Source organism: Streptomyces bambusae (genome assembly GCF_020532645.1).
In the GTDB taxonomy this organism is placed as follows: domain Bacteria; phylum Actinomycetota; class Actinomycetes; order Streptomycetales; family Streptomycetaceae; genus Streptomyces; species Streptomyces bambusae.
Genome location: NZ_JAJAUZ010000065.1, coordinates 22,343 through 39,243 on the forward strand (window position 1 = coordinate 22,343; position 16,901 = coordinate 39,243).

Genomic DNA, 16,901 nt, shown 5'->3' on the forward strand with positions numbered 1-16,901 from the left:
CGGGCGGGGCCGATCACGTACGCCGGTCGACCAGGACGGCGTACCGGGCGACGTTCGCCGCCCGGTACGCCTGAGGGGGTCTGCGGGGTCTGCGGGATCGGGCCGGCCGGCGGCTCAGCGCTCGCGGCGGAGCCACCCGGCGACCTCGGTCGCCCAGTACGTGAGGATCGTGTCGGCGCCGGCCCGCTTGATGCCGAGCAGGGTCTCCATGATGGCGCGGTCGCGCTCGACCCAGCCGTTCGCGGCGGCGGCCTCGATCATCGCGTACTCGCCGGAGATCTGGTACGCGGCGACCGGCACGTCCACGGCCTGCGCGACGCGGTAGAGGATGTCGAGGTAGGGGCCGGCCGGCTTCACCATCACCATGTCGGCGCCCTCTTCGAGGTCGAGCGCCAGCTCGCGCAGCGACTCGCGGGCGTTCGCCGGGTCCTGCTGGTAGCTCTTGCGGTCGCCCTGCAGGCTGGACGCGACGGCCTCGCGGAACGGCCCGTAGAACGCGGACGAGTACTTCGCCGTGTACGCGAGGATCGACACGTCCTCGTGGCCGGTCTCGTCGAGCGCGTCACGGATGACGCCGACCTGGCCATCCATCATGCCGCTGGGGCCGACGACGTGGACGCCGGCGTCGGCCTGGACCTGCGCCATTTCCGCGTAGCGCTCCAGGGTCGCGTCGTTGTCGACCCGGCCGTCGGCGTCCAGCACGCCGCAGTGGCCGTGGTCGGTGTACTCGTCGAGGCACAGGTCGGACATGATGACGAGGTCGTCGCCGACCTCGGCCTTCACGTCGCGGATCGCGACCTGGAGGATCCCGTCGGGCTCGGTCCCGGCGGTGCCGAGCGCGTCCTTCTTCTCGTCCTCGGGGACCCCGAACAGCATGATCCCCGCAACGCCCGCCTCCACCGCCTCCACGGCGGCCTTCCGCAGCGTGTCCCGGCTGTGCTGCACGACCCCCGGCATGGCCGAGATCGCCACCGGCTCGCTGACGCCCTCCCGCACGAACGCGGGCAGGATCAGATCCGACGGATCCAGCCGCGTCTCGGCCACCATCCGGCGCATCGCCGGGGTGGTGCGCAGGCGGCGGGGCCGCGAGCCAGGGAAGGAACCGTACGCGCTCATCTTCGTCGCCTCTTCAAGCCATCGACAGCAGTCGCCCCAAGCCTAGGCCCGCCCGGGGCGACGGAAGGCAAAACGCCGGCGGGGCAAAATGCAGCACGCCGGCGGGGCAAAATCAAGCCCCGCCGGCGTTTGAGGCGCGGGGGTCCGGGGGCGGAGCCCCCGAAACACCCGCGCTGCGTCAGGTCGTACGACGCCGCCGCGCCCCAGGACGCCGCTCGCTCGGCCGGAACACCGCCTCACCCGCAGACTTGGCCGCCTCCCGCCGCGCCGCCCCGTACTCCGCCAGCGCCTCCGCCAGCTTCGACACGCTCGGCTCGGGCGACAGCACGTCCACCCGCAGCCCGTGCTCTTCAGCCGTCTTGGCCGTGGCGGGCCCGATGCACGCGATCACGGTCACGTTGTGCGGCTTGCCCGCGATGCCGACGAGGTTCCGCACCGTCGACGACGAGGTGAAGAGCACGGCGTCGAACCCACCGCCCTTGATCGCCTCACGCGTGTCCGCCGGCGGCGGCGAAGCCCGCACGGTCCGGTAGGCCGTGACGTCGTCGACTTCCCAGCCCAGCTCGATCAGCCCCGCGACCAGCGTCTCCGTCGCGATGTCGGCGCGCGGCAGGAAGACGCGGTCGATCGGGTCGAAGACCGGGTCGTACGGCGGCCAGTCCTCCAGCAGACCCGCCGCGGACTGCTCGCCGCTCGGCACGAGGTCCGGCTTCACACCGAACTCCACCAGCGCCGCAGCCGTCTGCTCGCCGACCGCTGCGACCTTGATGCCGGCGAACGCGCGCGCGTCGAGCCCGTACTCCTCGAACTTCTCGCGCACCGCCTTCACCGCGTTGACCGACGTGAAGGCGATCCACTCGTAGCGCCCGGTGACCAGCCCCTTGACCGCGCGCTCCATCTGCTGCGGCGTCCGCGGCGGCTCGACGGCGATCGTCGGCACCTCATGCGGCACCGCTCCGTACGAGCGCAGCTGCTCGGACAGCGAGGCGGCCTGCTCCTTGGTCCGCGGCACCAGCACCCGCCAGCCGAACAGCGGCTTCGACTCGAACCAGGCCAGCTCGTCACGGCGCGCGGCGGCGCTGTGCTCACCGACCACGGCTATCACCGGCTGGTGCCCCTCGGGCGAGGGGAGCACCTTGCCCTGCTTGAACACCTGCGCGATGGTGCCCAGCGTCGCGGTCCACGTCCGCTGCCGCGTCGTCGTACCGGCCACGGTCACCGTCAGCGGCGTGTCCGGCTTCCGGCCGGCCGTCACCAGCTCGGCGGCCGCCGCCGACACCGTCTCCAGCGTCGCCGAGACCACGAGGATGCCGTCACTGGCACCCGCCTCGGTCCAGCACCGGGGCGACGCCGTACGGGCGTCCAGGAAGCGGACGTCCGCCCCCGCCTTGTCCCGCAGCGGCACACCCGCGTACGCCGGCACACCGACGGCGGTCGCCACACCGGGGACCACCTCGAACGGGATCCCCGCCGACGCGCAGGCGAGCATCTCCTCGGCCGCGCTGCCGTCCAGACCGGGGTCGCCGGTGATCGCACGGACGACCCGCCTGCCGGAGCGCGCGGCCTCCATGACAAGATTGGCGGCATCCCGGATCACCGGGACACCGGCGGCCGTTGACGCCTCGTCAGCGACCGTCAGCTGCGGCGTGTCGACACCCGTGCGGGCATGGGAGCGTACGACGTCGAGCACCTCGGGCTCCGCGATCAGTACGTCCGCGGCCGCGAGGGCTTCGACGGCGCGCAGCGTGAGCAGTCCCGGGTCGCCGGGGCCGGCACCGAGGAAGGTGACGTGCCCGGAGGCGGCCGGAAACGCGGAGGTGGTGGAACTTGTGGGGCTCAAAGTGCTCGCTCCCCCATCAGACCGGCCGCGCCCTTGGCCAGCATTTCGTCCGCGAGTTCACGGCCGAACGCCATCGCCTCGTCGTACGACCCGGGCACGGGACCGGTGGTGGACAGCTGCACCAGCGAGGATCCGTCGGTCGTGCCGACCACACCCCGCAGGCGCATTTCGTTGACAACCTGCCCGGCGCCGGAGGCGTCGGCCGGCGCGAAGTCGGCCAGGGCACCCACGGGTGCACTGCAGCCGGCCTCCAGAGCCGCGAGCAGGGACCGCTCGGCAGTCACGGCGGCCCGGGTGTCCGGGTCGTCGAGTTCACCGAGCGCGGCGATCAGGTCCGCGTTGTCCGCGAGACATTCGACCGCCAGTGCCCCCTGGCCGGGGGCGGGCAGAACATGGTCGACCGCCAGGTGGTCGGTCGCTTCCCCGCTGCGCCCGATCCGGTTGAGACCGGCGGCGGCGAGCACCACCGCGTCGAGTTCGCCGTCGTGGACGAACCCGATGCGGGTGTCGACGTTGCCGCGGATCGCGACCGTCTCGATGCGCTTGCCGAGCTGGCGGGCGTAGGCGTTCAGCTGCGCCATGCGGCGCGGCGAGCCGGTACCGACCCGGGCGCCGTCGGGCAGCTCCTCGAACGTCAGGCCGTCGCGGGCGACCAGCACGTCGCGCGGGTCCTCCCGCTTGGGGATGGCCGCGAGCACGAGCTCGTCGGGCTGCGCCGTCGGCAGGTCCTTGAGGGAGTGCACGGCGAAGTCGACCTCGCCGCGCAGCAGGGCGTCGCGCAGCGCGGTCACGAACACGCCGGTGCCGCCGATCTGCGCGAGGTTCTCCCGCGAGACGTCGCCGTACGTGGTGATCTCCACGAGCTCGACGGGCCGGCCGGTGAGGGCGCGCACCGCCTCGGCGACGTGCCCGGACTGGGACATGGCCAGCTTGCTGCGCCGCGTCCCGAGCTTCAGCGGCTGCTGGGCAGGGCCTGAGTTCATGATGCCCGTCCTGTGTTGGTGACGCTCTGCACGTCACCGTCGGTCGTGTCGGCCCGGCTGACGGATGCCACCGTCTCCGGATCGAGGTCGAAGAGTTCCCGCAGCGCCTCCGCGTACCCGGCACCGCCGGGCTCGCTCGCGAGCTGCTTGACCCGCACGGTCGGTGCGTGCAGGAGCTTGTCGACGACGCGGCGCACGGTCTGGGTGACCTCGGCGCGCTGGCGGTCGTCCAGGTCGGGCAGCCGCCCGTCGAGCCGCGCGACCTCGCTCGCCACGACCTCCGCGGCCATCGCGCGCAGCGCGACGACGGTGGGCGTGATGTGTGCGGCCCGCTGTGCGGCCCCGAACGCGGCGACCTCCGCCGCGACGATCTCACGCACGAGCTCGACGTCGGCCGCCATCGGCGCGTCGGCGGAAGCCTCGGCCAGCGACTCGATGTCCACGAGCCGCACCCCGGGGATCCGGTGTGCAGCGGCGTCGATGTCCCGCGGCATGGCCAGGTCGAGCAGGGCCAGCCGTACCGGCGCCCCGTTGCTCTCCGGCACCCGCCCGGCCTTGCGGGGCCCCCGCTGGGCGGCGGCCTCGCCCTGGTCGGCCCAGGCCCCGTGGAGTTCGAGCGACCCGGCGTCCACTCCGGCGATCGCCGACCGGCCGTCGGTGGGAACGGGACACCCGTCCTCCACCACAGGGGCCTCAAGCGTCCGGGCAGCCCCGGCATCGGCGATCCGCCCGAGCACCTGAGCCGCAGCCGCCAGCCGCGCCACGGCGTCGAGATCCACGGCCTGCGCGTTCCCCGCACCGGCGGCAGCGTCCGGCGCCGGCGCCCGGGGCGCGGGGTCCGGGGCGGAGCCCTGGTTCGGGAAGGGGCGGGCAGGGGAAAGGCCCGCAGGGCCGTCCACGGCCACCGCCCCGGCAACGTCCTCCCCGGTCAGCACCAGCCCGGTGGCCCCGGTACAGGAGACGGCAACGTCAACCCGCCCCAGCTCGGCGAGCACCGCATCCATCGCGACGGCCCTGGCCGAAACCCCGGACCCGCCCAGGATCTCCACCAGCCGCTCGGCCCGGGCGAACGTCCGGTTGGCGACGACGACCTCGGACACCCCGGCCCGCACCAGCGTCGCCGCGGCCAGCGAGGACATGGACCCGGCCCCGATGACCAGCGCCCGCTTCCCGGCGGCCCAGGACGGGACGTCCGTACCGGCCGCCAGCTGCTCCAGCCCGAACGTCACGAGCGACTGCCCGGCCCGGTCGATCCCGGTCTCGGAGTGCGCCCGCTTGCCGACCCGCAGCGCCTGCTGGAAGAGGTCGTTCACCAGCCGCCCGGCGGTGTGCAGCTCCTGCCCCAGGGCGAGCGCGTCCTTGATCTGCCCGAGGATCTGCCCCTCGCCCACGACCATCGAGTCCAGCCCGCACGCCACCGAGAAGAAGTGGTGGACGGCCCGGTCCTCGTAGTGCACGTAGAGGTAGGGAGTGAGCTCCTCCAGCGCGACGCCGCTGTGCTGCGCGAGCAGCGTGGACAGCTCGGCGACGCCGGCGTGGAACTTGTCCACGTTGGCGTACAGCTCGATCCGGTTGCACGTGGCCAGCACCGCGGCCTCGCTGGCCGGCTCGGCGGCCAGCGTGTCGTGCAGCAGCTTGATCTTGGCGTCCGCGGACAGCGCAGCCCGCTCCAGCACGCTGACCGGCGCACTGCGGTGACTCAGCCCGACGACGAGCAGACTCATGCCGGCATCACCGCCGGCACGTCCCCGTCGGGCCCGCCCTTGCCGGAACGGCCGGCCGGACCCGCCGCCGGAGCGGCGCCCGCCGCCGGGGCGGCAGGCGTGGCCGGCGTGGCAGGCGTGGAGACGGCAGGAGCCGTGCCGGGTCCGGCGGAGGTCTCCTCCCCCGCCTTCCGCTGCTCGTGGAACGCCAGGATCTGCAGCTCGATCGAGAGGTCGACCTTCCGCACGTCCACGCCCTCCGGCACGGACAGCACGGTCGGCGCGAAGTTCAGGATGGACGTGACGCCCAGGGCCACGAGCCGGTCGCAGACCTGCTGGGCCGCTCCGGCCGGGGTGGCGATGACCCCGATGGAGACGCCGTTGTCCGTGATGATCCGCTCGAGCTCGTCGGTGTGCTGCACCGGCATCCCCGCAACCGGCTTTCCGGCCATCGCCGGATCGGCGTCGATCAGCGCGGCCACGCGGAAACCGCGCGAGGCGAACCCGCCGTAATTGGCCAGCGCGGCGCCGAGGTTTCCGATGCCGACGATGACGACCGGCCAGTCCTGGGTCAGGCCCAGCTCACGGGAGATCTGGTAGACGAGGTATTCGACGTCGTAGCCGACGCCGCGGGTCCCGTACGAGCCGAGGTACGAGAAGTCCTTGCGGAGCTTGGCGGAATTGACGCCGGCCGCGGCCGCGAGCTCTTCGGAGGAGACGGTGGGCACCGAGCGCTCGGAGAGCGCGGTGAGGGCCCGCAGGTACAGCGGGAGCCGGGCGACAGTGGCCTCGGGAATGCCTCGGCTGCGGGTCGCCGGTCGGTGAGTTCGGCCAGTTGCCACGATGCTCCTGCGGGATGAGCGGGGCTGCAGGCGGCCACTTGTCCCAGGACCGCCCCGTCGAATGCAGGCTATGTCTTTGTGAACGCGTGCACAAAGATTGTGTCCAATTTGTCCGACCAAAGTGACCGGGGTCACGCGTCCGCGGCGCCCGGTACGGGAACTACGGGACCACGCCGTGCGTCCACATCGCGACGGGGGCAAAACGGAACACACTCCTCATCCATACGCCCCCGAGACCGCTCAAATCGCCCACGATGGTAACGGTCGCCCCGGTCAACCGACCACCGCGCGGCTCAGCCGGCCAGCGCGCGCCGCAGCCGGTCCGGGTTCACCCGCCAGAAGGTGTGCTGCTCCCCGTCGACGAGGACCACCGGAATCTGCTCCCAGTACTTCCGGTACAGCTCCTCGTCCTGGGAGATGTCCTTCTTCTCCCAGCCGGCCCCGGTCTCGGCGCAGACCGCGGCGACGACCTCCTCCGCTTCGTCGCAGAGGTGGCAGCCGGGCTTCCCGACGAGGGTGACCATCCGCTCGGCGGGGTTCTTCTTTTCCTTGCGGCGCAGCAGGGGGCTCATGCCCTCATTCTCGCCCGGCGGCCGCGTAACACCGTCGTCCCGCAGTGTTCACGGCCCCGCATCCCGGCGGTTCGGGAGTTACCGAACACAGTGGCTATGCTCGCAGCATGCCCGCTCTGAGATGGCTCACCCCAGGTAAGCGCCCGGCGACCGCCCGGAGCGTGCTGGCCGGCGAGGCCTCCGCCGAGGCCGCCCGCAAGGCCGCGGCCCCGGAGGAAGCGGACCAGAGAGCGACCGGCGGCACGGTCGCCGGGACCGGGGCCGAGGCCCCCGCCGAGCCGGCGTTCCCGGTGGCCGGCGACGAGGAGGCCGCGGCCTTCTTCGACCTCGACAACACCGTCATGCAGGGCGCCGCGATCTTCCACCTCGGGCGCGGACTCTACAAGCGCGAGTTCTTCCAGCGCCGCGAGCTGGCCCGGTTCGCCTGGCAGCAGGCGTGGTTCCGGATCGCCGGCGTCGAGGACCCCGAGCACATGCAGGACGCCCGCGACAGCGCGCTGTCCATCGTGAAGGGCCACAGCGTCGCCGAACTGACGGACATCGGCGAAGAGATCTACGACGAGTACATGGCCGAGCGGATCTGGCCCGGCACCCGCGCCCTCGCCCAGGCCCACCTGGACGCCGGGCAGAAGGTGTGGCTGGTGACGGCCGCGCCGGTGGAGACGGCCACGATCATCGCCCGCCGGCTCGGCCTGACCGGCGCCCTGGGCACGGTCGCCGAATCCGTGGACGGCGTGTACACGGGCCGGCTGGTCGGCGAGCCCCTGCACGGGCCCGCGAAGGCCGAGGCGGTGCGCGCCCTGGCCGCGGCCGAGGGCCTGGACCTGGCGCGCTGCGCCGCGTACAGCGATTCGCACAACGACATCCCGATGCTGTCGCTGGTCGGACATCCGTACGCGATCAATCCCGACACAAAACTGCGCAAGCATGCCCGGGCCCACGACTGGCGGCTGCGCGACTATCGCACCGGTCGCAAGGCGGCCAAGGTGGGCATCCCCGCGGCCGCCGGAGTGGGTGCACTGGCGGGCGGCACGGCCGCCGCAGTGGCCATGCACCGCCGCCGCAAGTAGCGGGGCGCATTCTCCCAGCAATACCCAGGGTCGCCCCGGGCCACTCCGACCTGCCCGACTCGGCCACAACTCGTGTTGGAACCAGGCATTCCGCACGCAGAAACGATCAGCAAGTGATCACCAACCGCGCTGGAATATGCCCTCGACACGCAACGGAAGTGTCGGAAGCGGTGATTTCCGCAACTGGGTGTAGTGCTGCCTGTACGAAGCGTTATTCTCCTCAAACGCATACGGGCACCCGCCTGTCGCCGCACACCAGGTCGACGAGCCCACGGGGTCCCGCACGCACGTGATGGAAGCTCTGCCTCTGGGAGTCCCGTGTACCCACCTGTCGGGGTTGACGCCTCGGGCCTGGCTACGCTCCGCGCAGTGGTCCTCGACCACCTGCGCGGCTTCGTCCCCACCGCGTACGCCACACCCGCCTTTGCCGCCGCGGTCCCTGCCGGTCTGGGACCTGCGGGTCCCTGCTATGCCCTGACCGACGGCGGAGCGACGGTCGGCAGACGCGGCCGCGGGGGCAGCGCCGCCGGCTCGGCAAGCACCGCAACCGCCCGCCGTCCCACCGCGGACAGCGACAGCGCCCGCATGATGGACCTCGTCGAGCGGGCGCAGGCCGGCGAGGCCGAGGCCTTCGGCCGGCTGTACGACCAGTACAGCGACACGGTCTACCGCTACATCTACTACCGCGTGGGCGGGAAGGCGACGGCGGAAGACCTCACCAGCGAGACCTTCCTGCGCGCCCTGCGCCGGATCTCCACCTTCACCTGGCAGGGCCGCGACTTCGGTGCCTGGCTGGTGACCATCGCGCGGAACCTGGTCGCCGACCACTTCAAGTCGAGCCGCTTCCGCCTCGAAGTCACCACCGGCGAAATGCTCGACGCCAACGAGGTCGAACGCTCCCCCGAGGAATCGGTCCTGGAGTCGCTGTCCAACGCCGCCCTGCTGGAAGCCGTACGCAAGCTCAACCCGCAGCAGCAGGAATGCGTGACGCTGCGCTTCCTCCAGGGCCTGTCGGTCGCCGAGACCGCCCGGGTCATGGGCAAGAACGAGGGCGCGATCAAGACCCTCCAGTACCGGGCCGTGCGCACCCTCGCCCGGCTGCTCCCGGACGACGCCCGCTGACCCGGCCCCTGCCCCTTGATCCCTGACCCCCATCCGGTGACCAGTCGATGACGCTGTGGTCCGATCATCCTTCGTCCGTAACCCAAGTGCCGCGCCGCTCGTTGTGCGGAATGCAGGCTCCCTGTGGACACGCCATGCCGGCCGCTCCTCACTCGAAAGAGTGCATGAGCGGACGGAAGGCAACCCTCCGGACATACAGGGGAGTCGAACGTCATGACGAGAGGAGGTGCCGCCAGTGATCGCGAACGTTTCGACGCACCGGCGGGCGAACGCCTTCGCCCAGGCCCTGGAGGATCAGACACCGTCTGATCCTCCGGAGACGGCGGCCGAGCAGCCCGAGGCCCCAGCCGACGCAGCCGAACCGGGCGAGCACAACCGGCTGTTGGCCCTGGCGAATGTGCTCGGCGAAATGCCGCGCCCGGCGCTGGACCCCGAGGTCAAAGTGGTGCAGCGAGCCCAGCTCGTGGCCGCCATGGAGGCCATGGTGATCGAGGGGACACTGGGCGGGGCCCCGACGGACCCTCAAGTGCCCGAACAGCGGGCCGGCCGTGGCGCCCACCGGGCGACCTCGCTCCGGAAACTGCGGCCCCGCTCCCGCTGGTCCAAGGGCATCGCAGCAGGCGGCCTCACGGTCGGTGTGGCCGCGGGGGCGTTCAGCGGGGTTGCCGCTGCCAGCACCGACGCCCTGCCCGGTGACTCGCTCTACCCGGTCAAGCGCGGCATGGAGGACATCGTCCTCGGCATGGCCGACGGCGACGGGGACCGCGGCGAGGTCTACCTGGACCACGCCTCGACCCGGCTCAGCGAGGCCCGGCGCCTCATGGAGCTGGAGAAGGCCGGCGAACTCGACCACGAGGCGCTGGGACAGATCAGGCGCGCCCTGTCCGGCATGAAGCACGACGCCGAAGAAGGCCACCGCCTGCTCTACTCGGCGTACGAGCGGGACGGTTCGCTCGCCCCGATCCAGGCCCTGTCGTCCTTCTCCCGCAACCACCGGGACGCCTGGGGCAAGCTGCGCGAACGGCTGCCGGCGCAGCTCACCGACGTCGGCGACCAGGTGAACCAGGTCTTCGACGCCATAGACGACGAGGTGCAGCCGCTGCAGTCCCTGCTGCCCCCGGCGCCGCAGCAGAACCGGAAGTCGGGGACCGTGCACACCACGGACGACGGCACCGGCCACCAGCCCAGCACCCGCCCGGCCACCCCCGGCGCCACCCCGGCCCCCGGCCAACAGGGCGAACCGGACCGGCCGCAGCCCAGCCGTTCCCAGGACGGCCGCGACGACGGCCTGCTCGGCGGCGGCGCCGGCGACCTGCTCGACCCCCCGCTGACGGACCCCACCCCGAGCCCGTCGGAGGACCAGAAGGAAGCCGAGCCGGACATCACGCTCCCACCGCTGCTGCCCGGCATCCTGCCGGGCCTCGGCCTCGGCAGCGAGGACGTCGGCTAGCACCACCCTGGTGCAGCGGCGGTCGGACCGTCAGAAGAACACCGACCGCCGCTGCACCAGCAGCTTGTACAGCGTGTGCTGGATCTGTTCGCGCACCTGATCCGTCAGATTGAACATCAGCATCGGATCGTCCGCGGCCTCCGGCGGATAGCCGTCCGTCGGGATCGGCTCGCCGAACTGGATGGTCCACTTCGTCGGCAGCGGCAGCGCGCCCAGCGGCCCCAGCCAGGGGAACGTCGGCGTGATCGGGAAGTACGGCAGCCCCAACAGCCGCGCCAGCGTCTTCGAGTTGCCGATCATCGGGTAGATCTCCTCGGCGCCCACGATCGAGCAGGGCACGATCGGTGTGCCCGCCTTCAGCGCCGTGGACACGAAGCCGCCGCGGCCGAACCGCTGCAGCTTGTACCGGTCCCCGAACGGTTTCCCTATCCCCTTGAAGCCCTCGGGCATCACCCCGACCAGCTCGCCCGCCGACAGCAGTCCGTGCGCGTCCTCCGCGCACGCCAGCGTGTGCCCGGCCTTCCGTGCCAGCTCGTTGACCACCGGCAGCATGAACACCAGGTCGGCCGCCAGCAGCCGCAGGTGCCGCTGCGCCGGATGCCGGTCGTGTACGGCGACCTGGAGCATCAGCCCGTCGAGCGGCAGCGTTCCGGAGTGGTTGGCGACGATCAGCGCGCCACCCTCGGCCGGCACGTTCTCGATGCCCTTGACCTCGACCCGGAAGTACTTGTCGAACAGCGGCCGCATCAGGGACATCAGGACCTGGTCCGTCAGCTCCTCGTCGTAGCCGAACTCGTCGACCTCGTAGTCCCCGGTGATCCGGCGGCGCAGGAACGCCAGCCCGCCCGCGATCCGCCGGTCCCACGCCAACCCGCCCGGCCCGGCATCCTCCCCGGGCGCTTCCGCGGGCTCCAAGGCGGGTGCTGCGGGCTGCTCGGGCTGCTGGGGCTGCTGGGGGACCGCACTCACCGCCGGGGCCGCCGGCGCGGCCGCGGGAGCCGTCTGGCCCGCGGGGGCCGCCTCCGCGGGCCTGCGGGCGGCCGCCCGGCGCCGCGGCGCCCGCTGCGGGCCCGTACGCGCCCGCTCGCGGTCCTCGTCGAACGGGATGACCTTGGCGTCCGCCATTATCGATGCGCTCCCTCTCCAGCCCGTTGGCTATCACCGTGGCTCGCGTCCACGTCCAGCATCCCGGCGACCCGGTCCACCGTCCGGGCCAGTGCCGCAGGCGGCAGCAGCCCGCCGCCCCGGCTCGCCGCGAAGTCCGCGAACGTCTCGGCGGTCGTGTACGCGGGGGTGAAGCCGAGTACGTCGCGCATCTGCGCGGTCTGCACCACCCGCCCGTGCGTGAGCAGCCGGATCTGCTCCGGCGAGAAGTCCGTCGCCCCCACCACCCGCAGCGCCGACCCCACCCACCGCACGGCGGGCAGCAGCAGCGGCACGGTGGGCCGGCCCAGCCGGCGCGAGCACTGCGCCAGCGTCAGCACCCCGTCCCCGGCGATGTTGAACGTGCCGCTGTTGAGGGTGCCTCGGCGCGGCTCGCCGGCCGCCAGCGACAGCACGTCCAGCACATCGTCCTCGTGTACGAACTGGAGCCTCGGGTCGTAGCCGAGGACGGTCGGCAGCACCGGCATCGAGAAGTACTCGGCGAGCGGAGAGTCCGCCCGCGGCCCGAGGATGTTCGCGAACCGCAGCACGCACACGGCCACGTCCGGCCGGCGCCGCGCGAAGCCCCGCACGTACCCCTCGACCTCGGAGGCGTCCTTCGGGAAGCCGCCGCCGGGCAGCGACTTGGGCTGGGTGGTCTCCGTGAACACCGCGGGGTCCCGCGAGGCGGCCCCGTACACGCTCGTGGAGGACTTCACGACGAGGCGGCGGACCGTCGGGGACTTCTGGCAGGCGCCGAGCAGCTGCATCGTCCCGATCACGTTGGCCTCCTTCACGGAGGTCCGGCCGGAACTGCCCAGCGGGGAACCGGTCACCGCCAGGTGGACCACGGTGTCCACGGCGTGCTCGGCGAGGATCCGGCCGATCGACGGCTGCCGGATGTCGGCCCGTACGAAGACGGCCGATCCGAGCCGGCGGTCCGGCTCCGCCACGTCCACCGCGATCACCCGGTCCACTCCCGGGTCCCGCTGGACCCGCCGGACGAACCGGCTGCCCAGCTGCCGGGCAGCCCCGGTGACGAGCACGACCTTCCCCACGATCAGCGCCTTCCCTTCCCCGCCGCCCGGACCCGGGCCCGAATGCACCGCAGCCCCTCCACCCATGATGGTGGAGGGGCTGCGGAGAACACGTACAGACGCCGTTTACTTCTTGTTACGACGCTGAACGCGGGTGCGCTTGAGCAGCTTGCGGTGCTTCTTCTTGGCCATCCGCTTGCGCCGCTTCTTGATAACAGAGCCCACGACTACCCTCGCTCACTTCTTCTCACTGGTGCGGGGCGTCTGGGCCCACACGACCTACGTCGGCCTAGCCTACCCGCCCGAGCGTCGAGCTTGTAATCCGAGGGGCACCGGGGGGTCATCCTCAGGCCGACTCCACCCCCACGTAGGACTCCCGGAGGTACTCGTGGACCGCGTTCTCCGGGACCCGGAAGGACCGGCCCACCCGGATCGCGGGCAGATGACCGTTGTGCACCAGCCGGTACACGGTCATCTTCGACACTCGCATCACCGAGGCGACCTCCGCCACGGTCAGGAACTGAACCTCACTGAGAGGCCTCTCGCCAGCAGCCATGACACACCTTGACCTTCCGCGCATGACGGGCACCGGCTTCCCCTCCGGTTACACCCCGTCGTCGCACGCTCACTCCCCAGAGTAGGGGCGGGTGATACGAGTGGGGAAGAGGAGCAGCAGCCACGGAATTACCGCGACAAGCTCGCCCGATTGAGTACATAGCGAGTGAGCGGCCGGTAGTAGTCCGGGCGCACGCCGTCATCAAGCGGAACGGCGACCGACACCCGCCCCTCGGCTTCCCCGACGAACAGCGCAGGATCATCCGTATCGGCCAGCCCGATGGCTTCAAAACCCAGCTGACCTGCTCCGCAGACCCATCCGTGGTCCCCGATGACCAGCCCGGGCAGCGGCCGGCCGGCATCCGCGAGAGCCCCCAGCGCGTGCCGAACCGGCAGCGGGGAATGGGAGTGTGCGCCGGTGGTACTGCCGGGCGGCTGCGCGCCGGGTTCCCGCACCAGTGCGACGCCCCGTACGTAATCGAGGGTGTACGCGCGTACGCCGTACCCGGTCGCCATGTCGACACGGCTGCCCTGCGCTGGTGTGAGGACTTCACATCCCGCCGCCGACAGGGCCTCCGCCAATGTGGCGTAGAAGGCCAGGAGCCGGTGCGGGTGACCGGTGCCGATGAGCACCGGTGCCCGGGTCGCGGCCACCCGCCGCAACCGGTCGGCGAAGGCCGCCAGTGCGGCAAGGGTGCACTCCGGGTCGATCACGTCCGGCCCGGTGACGTGGCGGGGGTCCGCGGACACCCCGCACCGGTCGGCCATCAGGTCCAGCAGCTCCCGCTCGCCCCAGTGCCGGGACGGTTCGAGTCCGAGCAGCACCCGCGGGTCGTGCGCGGCGAACAGCCGGTAGCTGCGCAGGCTTTCCTCCCGGGTCGTCGCCACGGGGCCGGCCAGCCGGGCGGCCAGCAGATGCGCTCGCAGCGCGCCGGTGCTCAACACCCTCCCGATGCTGCCCCACCAAGGGTGACGGAGCGCCAAATTCCGTACATCGCCCCACAGTTGGCCTAATAGCGACCCTGCGGCCGGGTTCCGGTGACCGCTCGTCAGGCGAGCAGTCCGCGGAGCGGGAACACGGCCCGGCGGGTGGCCAGCACCGCCTGGTCGGTGCGGTCGGCGGGGTCGTAGCCGGCGTCCCAGTCGCGCCACTGCGGGGTGCGCCCGTCGGTCATCCGGGCCGGGGCGGGCTGCCGGGTCCGCGCGTACACCTCGTCGCGCCAGGAGTCGGGGACGACCGTGTCCGGGGCCACGGGCCGGTGGGCGGCGATGGCCACGAGGTGCGTCCAGGACCTCGGTACGACGTCCACGACGGCGTAGCCCCCGCCGCCGAGGGCCAGCCAGCGCCCGCCGGCGTGCTCGTGCGCGAGACCGTGGCAGGCTTCCTGCACGGCCCGCTGGGCGTCCAGGGAGACCGCGAGGTGCGCGAGCGGGTCCTCGAAGTGGGTGTCGGCGCCGTGCTGCGTCACGAGCACCTGCGGCCGGAATTCGGCCAGCAGCTCGGGGACGGTGGCGTGGAAGGCCCGGAGCCAGCCCTCGTCGCCGGTGCCGGCGGGCAGCGCCACGTTGACGGCGGTCCCTTCGGCGGCGGGCCCGCCGGTCTCCTCGGGCCAGCCGGTCTGCGGGAAGAGGGTGCGGGGGTGCTCGTGCAGGGAGACGGTCAGCACCCGCGGGTCGTCCCAGAACGCGGCCTGCACGCCGTCGCCGTGGTGCACGTCCACGTCGACGTACGCGACCCGCTCGGCGCCGAGTTCGAGCAGCCGGGCGATGGCGAGGGCGGCGTCGTTGTAGATGCAGAAGCCGGCGGCCCCGCCGGGCATCGCGTGGTGCAGTCCGCCGGCGAAGTTCACTGCGTGCTGCGCCTCGCCGCGCCAGATCGCCTCGGCGGCGGCGACGGACTGACCGGCGATCAGTGCGGACGCTTCGTGCATGCCGGCGAAGGCCGGGTCGTCGACGGTGCCGAGGCCGTACCCGCCGTCGGCGGAGCCGGGGTCCGCGGACGCGGCGCGTACGGCGGCGACGTAGTCCTCGCGGTGCACGAGCCGCAGGGTGGAGTCCCCTGCGGGCTTGGCGGCCCGTACCTCCATCGCGCGGTCGACTTCGAGCGCCCGCACCAGCCCCATGGTCAGTGCGAGGCGCACCGGGTCCATCGGATGGCTCGGTCCGAAGTCATACTTCGTTACCGCCTCGTCCCACATCAACAGCCCGGTCACCGGATCGCCGCTCATGACCGCCACCGTATCGGGCGGGCTCCGGGCCGAACGAACGGGCGTGGACGAGCGTCACGAGCACCAGGGCCATGGGGAGGAGCATGGCGCCCCGGTAACTCCAGGCGTCGCCGACGGCGCCGACGAGCGGCGACCCGATGAGGAAGCCGACGTAGTTGAAGATGTTGAGCCGGGCGACGGCGGTGTCGGAGTCGTCGGGGCAGAGCCGGCCGGCGGCCGCGAAGGTCTGCGGCACGATCACGCACAGCCCCAGGCCGAGCAGGGTGAACCCGGCCATGCCGACCCAGGCCCCGGGCGCCGCGGCCACCACGGCGAATCCGCCTGCGGCGACCAGGGTCCCGGCGCGGACGACGGTCACGGCCCCGAACCTCCGCACTCCGAGGTCTCCGACGGTCCGGCCGATGAGGGTGGTGACCATGTAGATGTTGTAGGGGACGGTGGCGAGCTGCTCGGAGCTTCCGAGCACGTCCTGCAGGTACTTGGCGCTCCAGTTGGAGACGGTGGAGTCGCCGATGTACGCGCAGGCCATGACGAGGCAGAGGGGCAGCAGCAGCCGGAAGCCGGTACCGGCCGCGGCGGTCCCCGCGCCGGCGGGTCGGGCGACGGCGGCCCGGGGCTGGGATTGGGACTGGATCTGGTCGGCGTAGTGGCGGCTGCCGAGGAGCGCGAGCGGCAGCAGGACCAGCACGGCGGGCGCGTACGAGGCGAACAGGCCGAGGTGTTCGTGGGTGGCGAGCCAGGCGGCCGAGGCCCCGACGATCCCGCCGAGGCTGTACGCGGCGTGGAAGCCGAGCATGATGCTGCGGCCGGCCTCTCGCTGGAGGCTGACGCCGAGCATGTTCATGGAGGCGTCGAGCGCCCCGACCGCCAGGCCGAACAGGCCGAGGGCGAGGCCGACGTGCCACATCTCCCGGCCGGCGCCGACGCCCAGCAGCGCGACCAGGACGAGGGGCTGCGACCACCGCAGCACCGCACTGGGTGGCACCCGTTTCACGAGCTTCTCGGTGCCCACGCTGGCCACCCCGGCGAGCACCGGCACGGCGGCCAGGAAGGCGGGCAGCAGCCCGTCGGATATCCCGTACCGGTCCTGGATCGCGGGTATCCGCGTCACGAGGAGCGCAAAGGTCACGCCTTGCACGAAGAAGGCGAACGCCAGGGCTCCCCGGCCGCGCCGCAGCCGCACGTCTGTCATGGCGGCACAGCGTAGGGCCGGCGGCTACCGGTGGGTAGACCTCGGACA

General features: G+C 72.2%; 16 protein-coding genes. 3 read left to right on the forward strand and 13 right to left on the reverse strand.

The features are described from left to right. Nucleotides 1-114: 114 nt before the first annotated feature. The 6 genes from hemB to LG634_RS31140 form a co-directional block, all read right to left on the reverse strand. A complete protein-coding gene (gene hemB / locus LG634_RS31115; RefSeq protein WP_226738724.1) occupies nucleotides 115-1,116 on the reverse strand; it encodes a porphobilinogen synthase in 1,002 nt (333 codons plus the stop codon). Nucleotides 1,117-1,294: 178 nt separating this feature from the next. Then, nucleotides 1,295-2,956, reverse strand: a complete 1,662-nt coding sequence (locus tag LG634_RS31120; protein ID WP_226738725.1) for a bifunctional uroporphyrinogen-III C-methyltransferase/uroporphyrinogen-III synthase — start codon at nucleotides 2,954-2,956, stop codon at nucleotides 1,295-1,297. Further along, nucleotides 2,953-3,939 (reverse strand): hydroxymethylbilane synthase, encoded by a 987-nt coding sequence (gene hemC / locus LG634_RS31125; protein WP_226738727.1) that lies wholly within the window; start codon nucleotides 3,937-3,939, stop codon nucleotides 2,953-2,955. The genes LG634_RS31120 and hemC overlap by 4 nt, the downstream gene beginning before the upstream one ends. After that, nucleotides 3,936-5,663 carry a glutamyl-tRNA reductase gene (locus LG634_RS31130; RefSeq protein ID WP_226738729.1) on the reverse strand — a complete coding sequence of 576 codons (1,728 nt, stop codon included), beginning with the start codon at nucleotides 5,661-5,663 and terminating at the stop codon, nucleotides 3,936-3,938. The genes hemC and LG634_RS31130 overlap by 4 nt, the downstream gene beginning before the upstream one ends. After that, entirely contained in the window at nucleotides 5,660-6,484 is an 825-nt protein-coding gene (locus LG634_RS31135) for a redox-sensing transcriptional repressor Rex (protein ID WP_226738731.1), read from the reverse strand. The genes LG634_RS31130 and LG634_RS31135 overlap by 4 nt, the downstream gene beginning before the upstream one ends. A gap of 293 nt (nucleotides 6,485-6,777) precedes the next feature. Next, nucleotides 6,778-7,056: a glutaredoxin family protein gene (locus LG634_RS31140; RefSeq protein WP_226738733.1), complete on the reverse strand. Its 279-nt coding sequence runs from the start codon at nucleotides 7,054-7,056 to the stop codon at nucleotides 6,778-6,780. Between the two features lie 107 nt (nucleotides 7,057-7,163). Between LG634_RS31140 and LG634_RS31145 the strand changes: the two genes are divergently transcribed. The 3 genes from LG634_RS31145 (at nucleotide 7,164) to LG634_RS31155 (ending at nucleotide 10,698) form a co-directional block, all read left to right on the forward strand. Further along, a complete protein-coding gene (locus tag LG634_RS31145) occupies nucleotides 7,164-8,126 on the forward strand; it encodes an HAD family hydrolase (RefSeq protein ID WP_226738735.1) in 963 nt (320 codons plus the stop codon). 318 nt (nucleotides 8,127-8,444) lie between these two features. Further along, the gene (locus LG634_RS31150) at nucleotides 8,445-9,248 is read left to right on the forward strand and encodes an ECF subfamily RNA polymerase sigma factor, BldN family (RefSeq protein ID WP_226738737.1); all 804 of its coding nucleotides are present in this window, start codon (nucleotides 8,445-8,447) and stop codon (nucleotides 9,246-9,248) included. A gap of 235 nt (nucleotides 9,249-9,483) precedes the next feature. Further along, nucleotides 9,484-10,698 (forward strand): DUF5667 domain-containing protein, encoded by a 1,215-nt coding sequence (locus LG634_RS31155; RefSeq protein ID WP_226738739.1) that lies wholly within the window; start codon nucleotides 9,484-9,486, stop codon nucleotides 10,696-10,698. Nucleotides 10,699-10,728: 30 nt separating this feature from the next. Here the strand turns inward: LG634_RS31155 and LG634_RS31160 are convergent, their stop codons facing one another. The 7 genes from LG634_RS31160 to LG634_RS31190 all read right to left on the reverse strand — a co-directional run bounded on the left by LG634_RS31160 (nucleotide 10,729) and on the right by LG634_RS31190 (nucleotide 16,853). Continuing rightward, nucleotides 10,729-11,823: a lysophospholipid acyltransferase family protein gene (locus LG634_RS31160; RefSeq protein WP_226738741.1), complete on the reverse strand. Its 1,095-nt coding sequence runs from the start codon at nucleotides 11,821-11,823 to the stop codon at nucleotides 10,729-10,731. Continuing rightward, nucleotides 11,823-12,899, reverse strand: a complete 1,077-nt coding sequence (locus LG634_RS31165) for an NAD-dependent epimerase/dehydratase family protein (protein ID WP_226738743.1) — start codon at nucleotides 12,897-12,899, stop codon at nucleotides 11,823-11,825. The genes LG634_RS31160 and LG634_RS31165 overlap by 1 nt, the downstream gene beginning before the upstream one ends. A gap of 105 nt (nucleotides 12,900-13,004) precedes the next feature. Then, nucleotides 13,005-13,103: a 30S ribosomal protein bS22 gene (locus tag LG634_RS31170; RefSeq protein WP_003948845.1), complete on the reverse strand. Its 99-nt coding sequence runs from the start codon at nucleotides 13,101-13,103 to the stop codon at nucleotides 13,005-13,007. A 121-nt stretch (nucleotides 13,104-13,224) separates the two neighbouring features. Beyond that, entirely contained in the window at nucleotides 13,225-13,434 is a 210-nt protein-coding gene (locus LG634_RS31175) for a helix-turn-helix domain-containing protein (RefSeq protein ID WP_008738568.1), read from the reverse strand. Nucleotides 13,435-13,562: 128 nt separating this feature from the next. Beyond that, entirely contained in the window at nucleotides 13,563-14,378 is an 816-nt protein-coding gene (locus LG634_RS31180) for a phosphatase (protein ID WP_226738745.1), read from the reverse strand. 104 nt (nucleotides 14,379-14,482) lie between these two features. Next, nucleotides 14,483-15,631: an acetoin utilization protein AcuC gene (locus LG634_RS31185; protein WP_226738751.1), complete on the reverse strand. Its 1,149-nt coding sequence runs from the start codon at nucleotides 15,629-15,631 to the stop codon at nucleotides 14,483-14,485. Continuing rightward, nucleotides 15,603-16,853 (reverse strand): MFS transporter, encoded by a 1,251-nt coding sequence (locus tag LG634_RS31190; protein WP_226738747.1) that lies wholly within the window; start codon nucleotides 16,851-16,853, stop codon nucleotides 15,603-15,605. Before LG634_RS31190 ends, LG634_RS31185 begins: the two co-directional genes overlap by 29 nt. Between the last annotated feature and the right edge of the window lie 48 nt (nucleotides 16,854-16,901).

What these genes read in the sequence shown, in the direction of transcription:
- hemB (WP_226738724.1), bottom strand. Translation starts at nt 1,116, where the DNA reads ATGAGCGCGTACGGTTCCTTCCCTGGCTCGCGGCCCCGCCGCCTGCGC.
- hemC (WP_226738727.1), bottom strand. Translation starts at nt 3,939, where the DNA reads ATGAACTCAGGCCCTGCCCAGCAGCCGCTGAAGCTCGGGACGCGGCGC.
- LG634_RS31130 (WP_226738729.1), bottom strand. Translation starts at nt 5,663, where the DNA reads ATGAGTCTGCTCGTCGTCGGGCTGAGTCACCGCAGTGCGCCGGTCAGC.
- LG634_RS31140 (WP_226738733.1), bottom strand. Translation starts at nt 7,056, where the DNA reads ATGAGCCCCCTGCTGCGCCGCAAGGAAAAGAAGAACCCCGCCGAGCGG.
- LG634_RS31145 (WP_226738735.1), top strand. Translation starts at nt 7,164, where the DNA reads ATGCCCGCTCTGAGATGGCTCACCCCAGGTAAGCGCCCGGCGACCGCC.
- LG634_RS31160 (WP_226738741.1), bottom strand. Translation starts at nt 11,823, where the DNA reads ATGGCGGACGCCAAGGTCATCCCGTTCGACGAGGACCGCGAGCGGGCG.
- LG634_RS31175 (WP_008738568.1), bottom strand. Translation starts at nt 13,434, where the DNA reads ATGGCTGCTGGCGAGAGGCCTCTCAGTGAGGTTCAGTTCCTGACCGTG.
- LG634_RS31185 (WP_226738751.1), bottom strand. Translation starts at nt 15,631, where the DNA reads ATGTGGGACGAGGCGGTAACGAAGTATGACTTCGGACCGAGCCATCCG.
- LG634_RS31190 (WP_226738747.1), bottom strand. Translation starts at nt 16,853, where the DNA reads ATGACAGACGTGCGGCTGCGGCGCGGCCGGGGAGCCCTGGCGTTCGCC.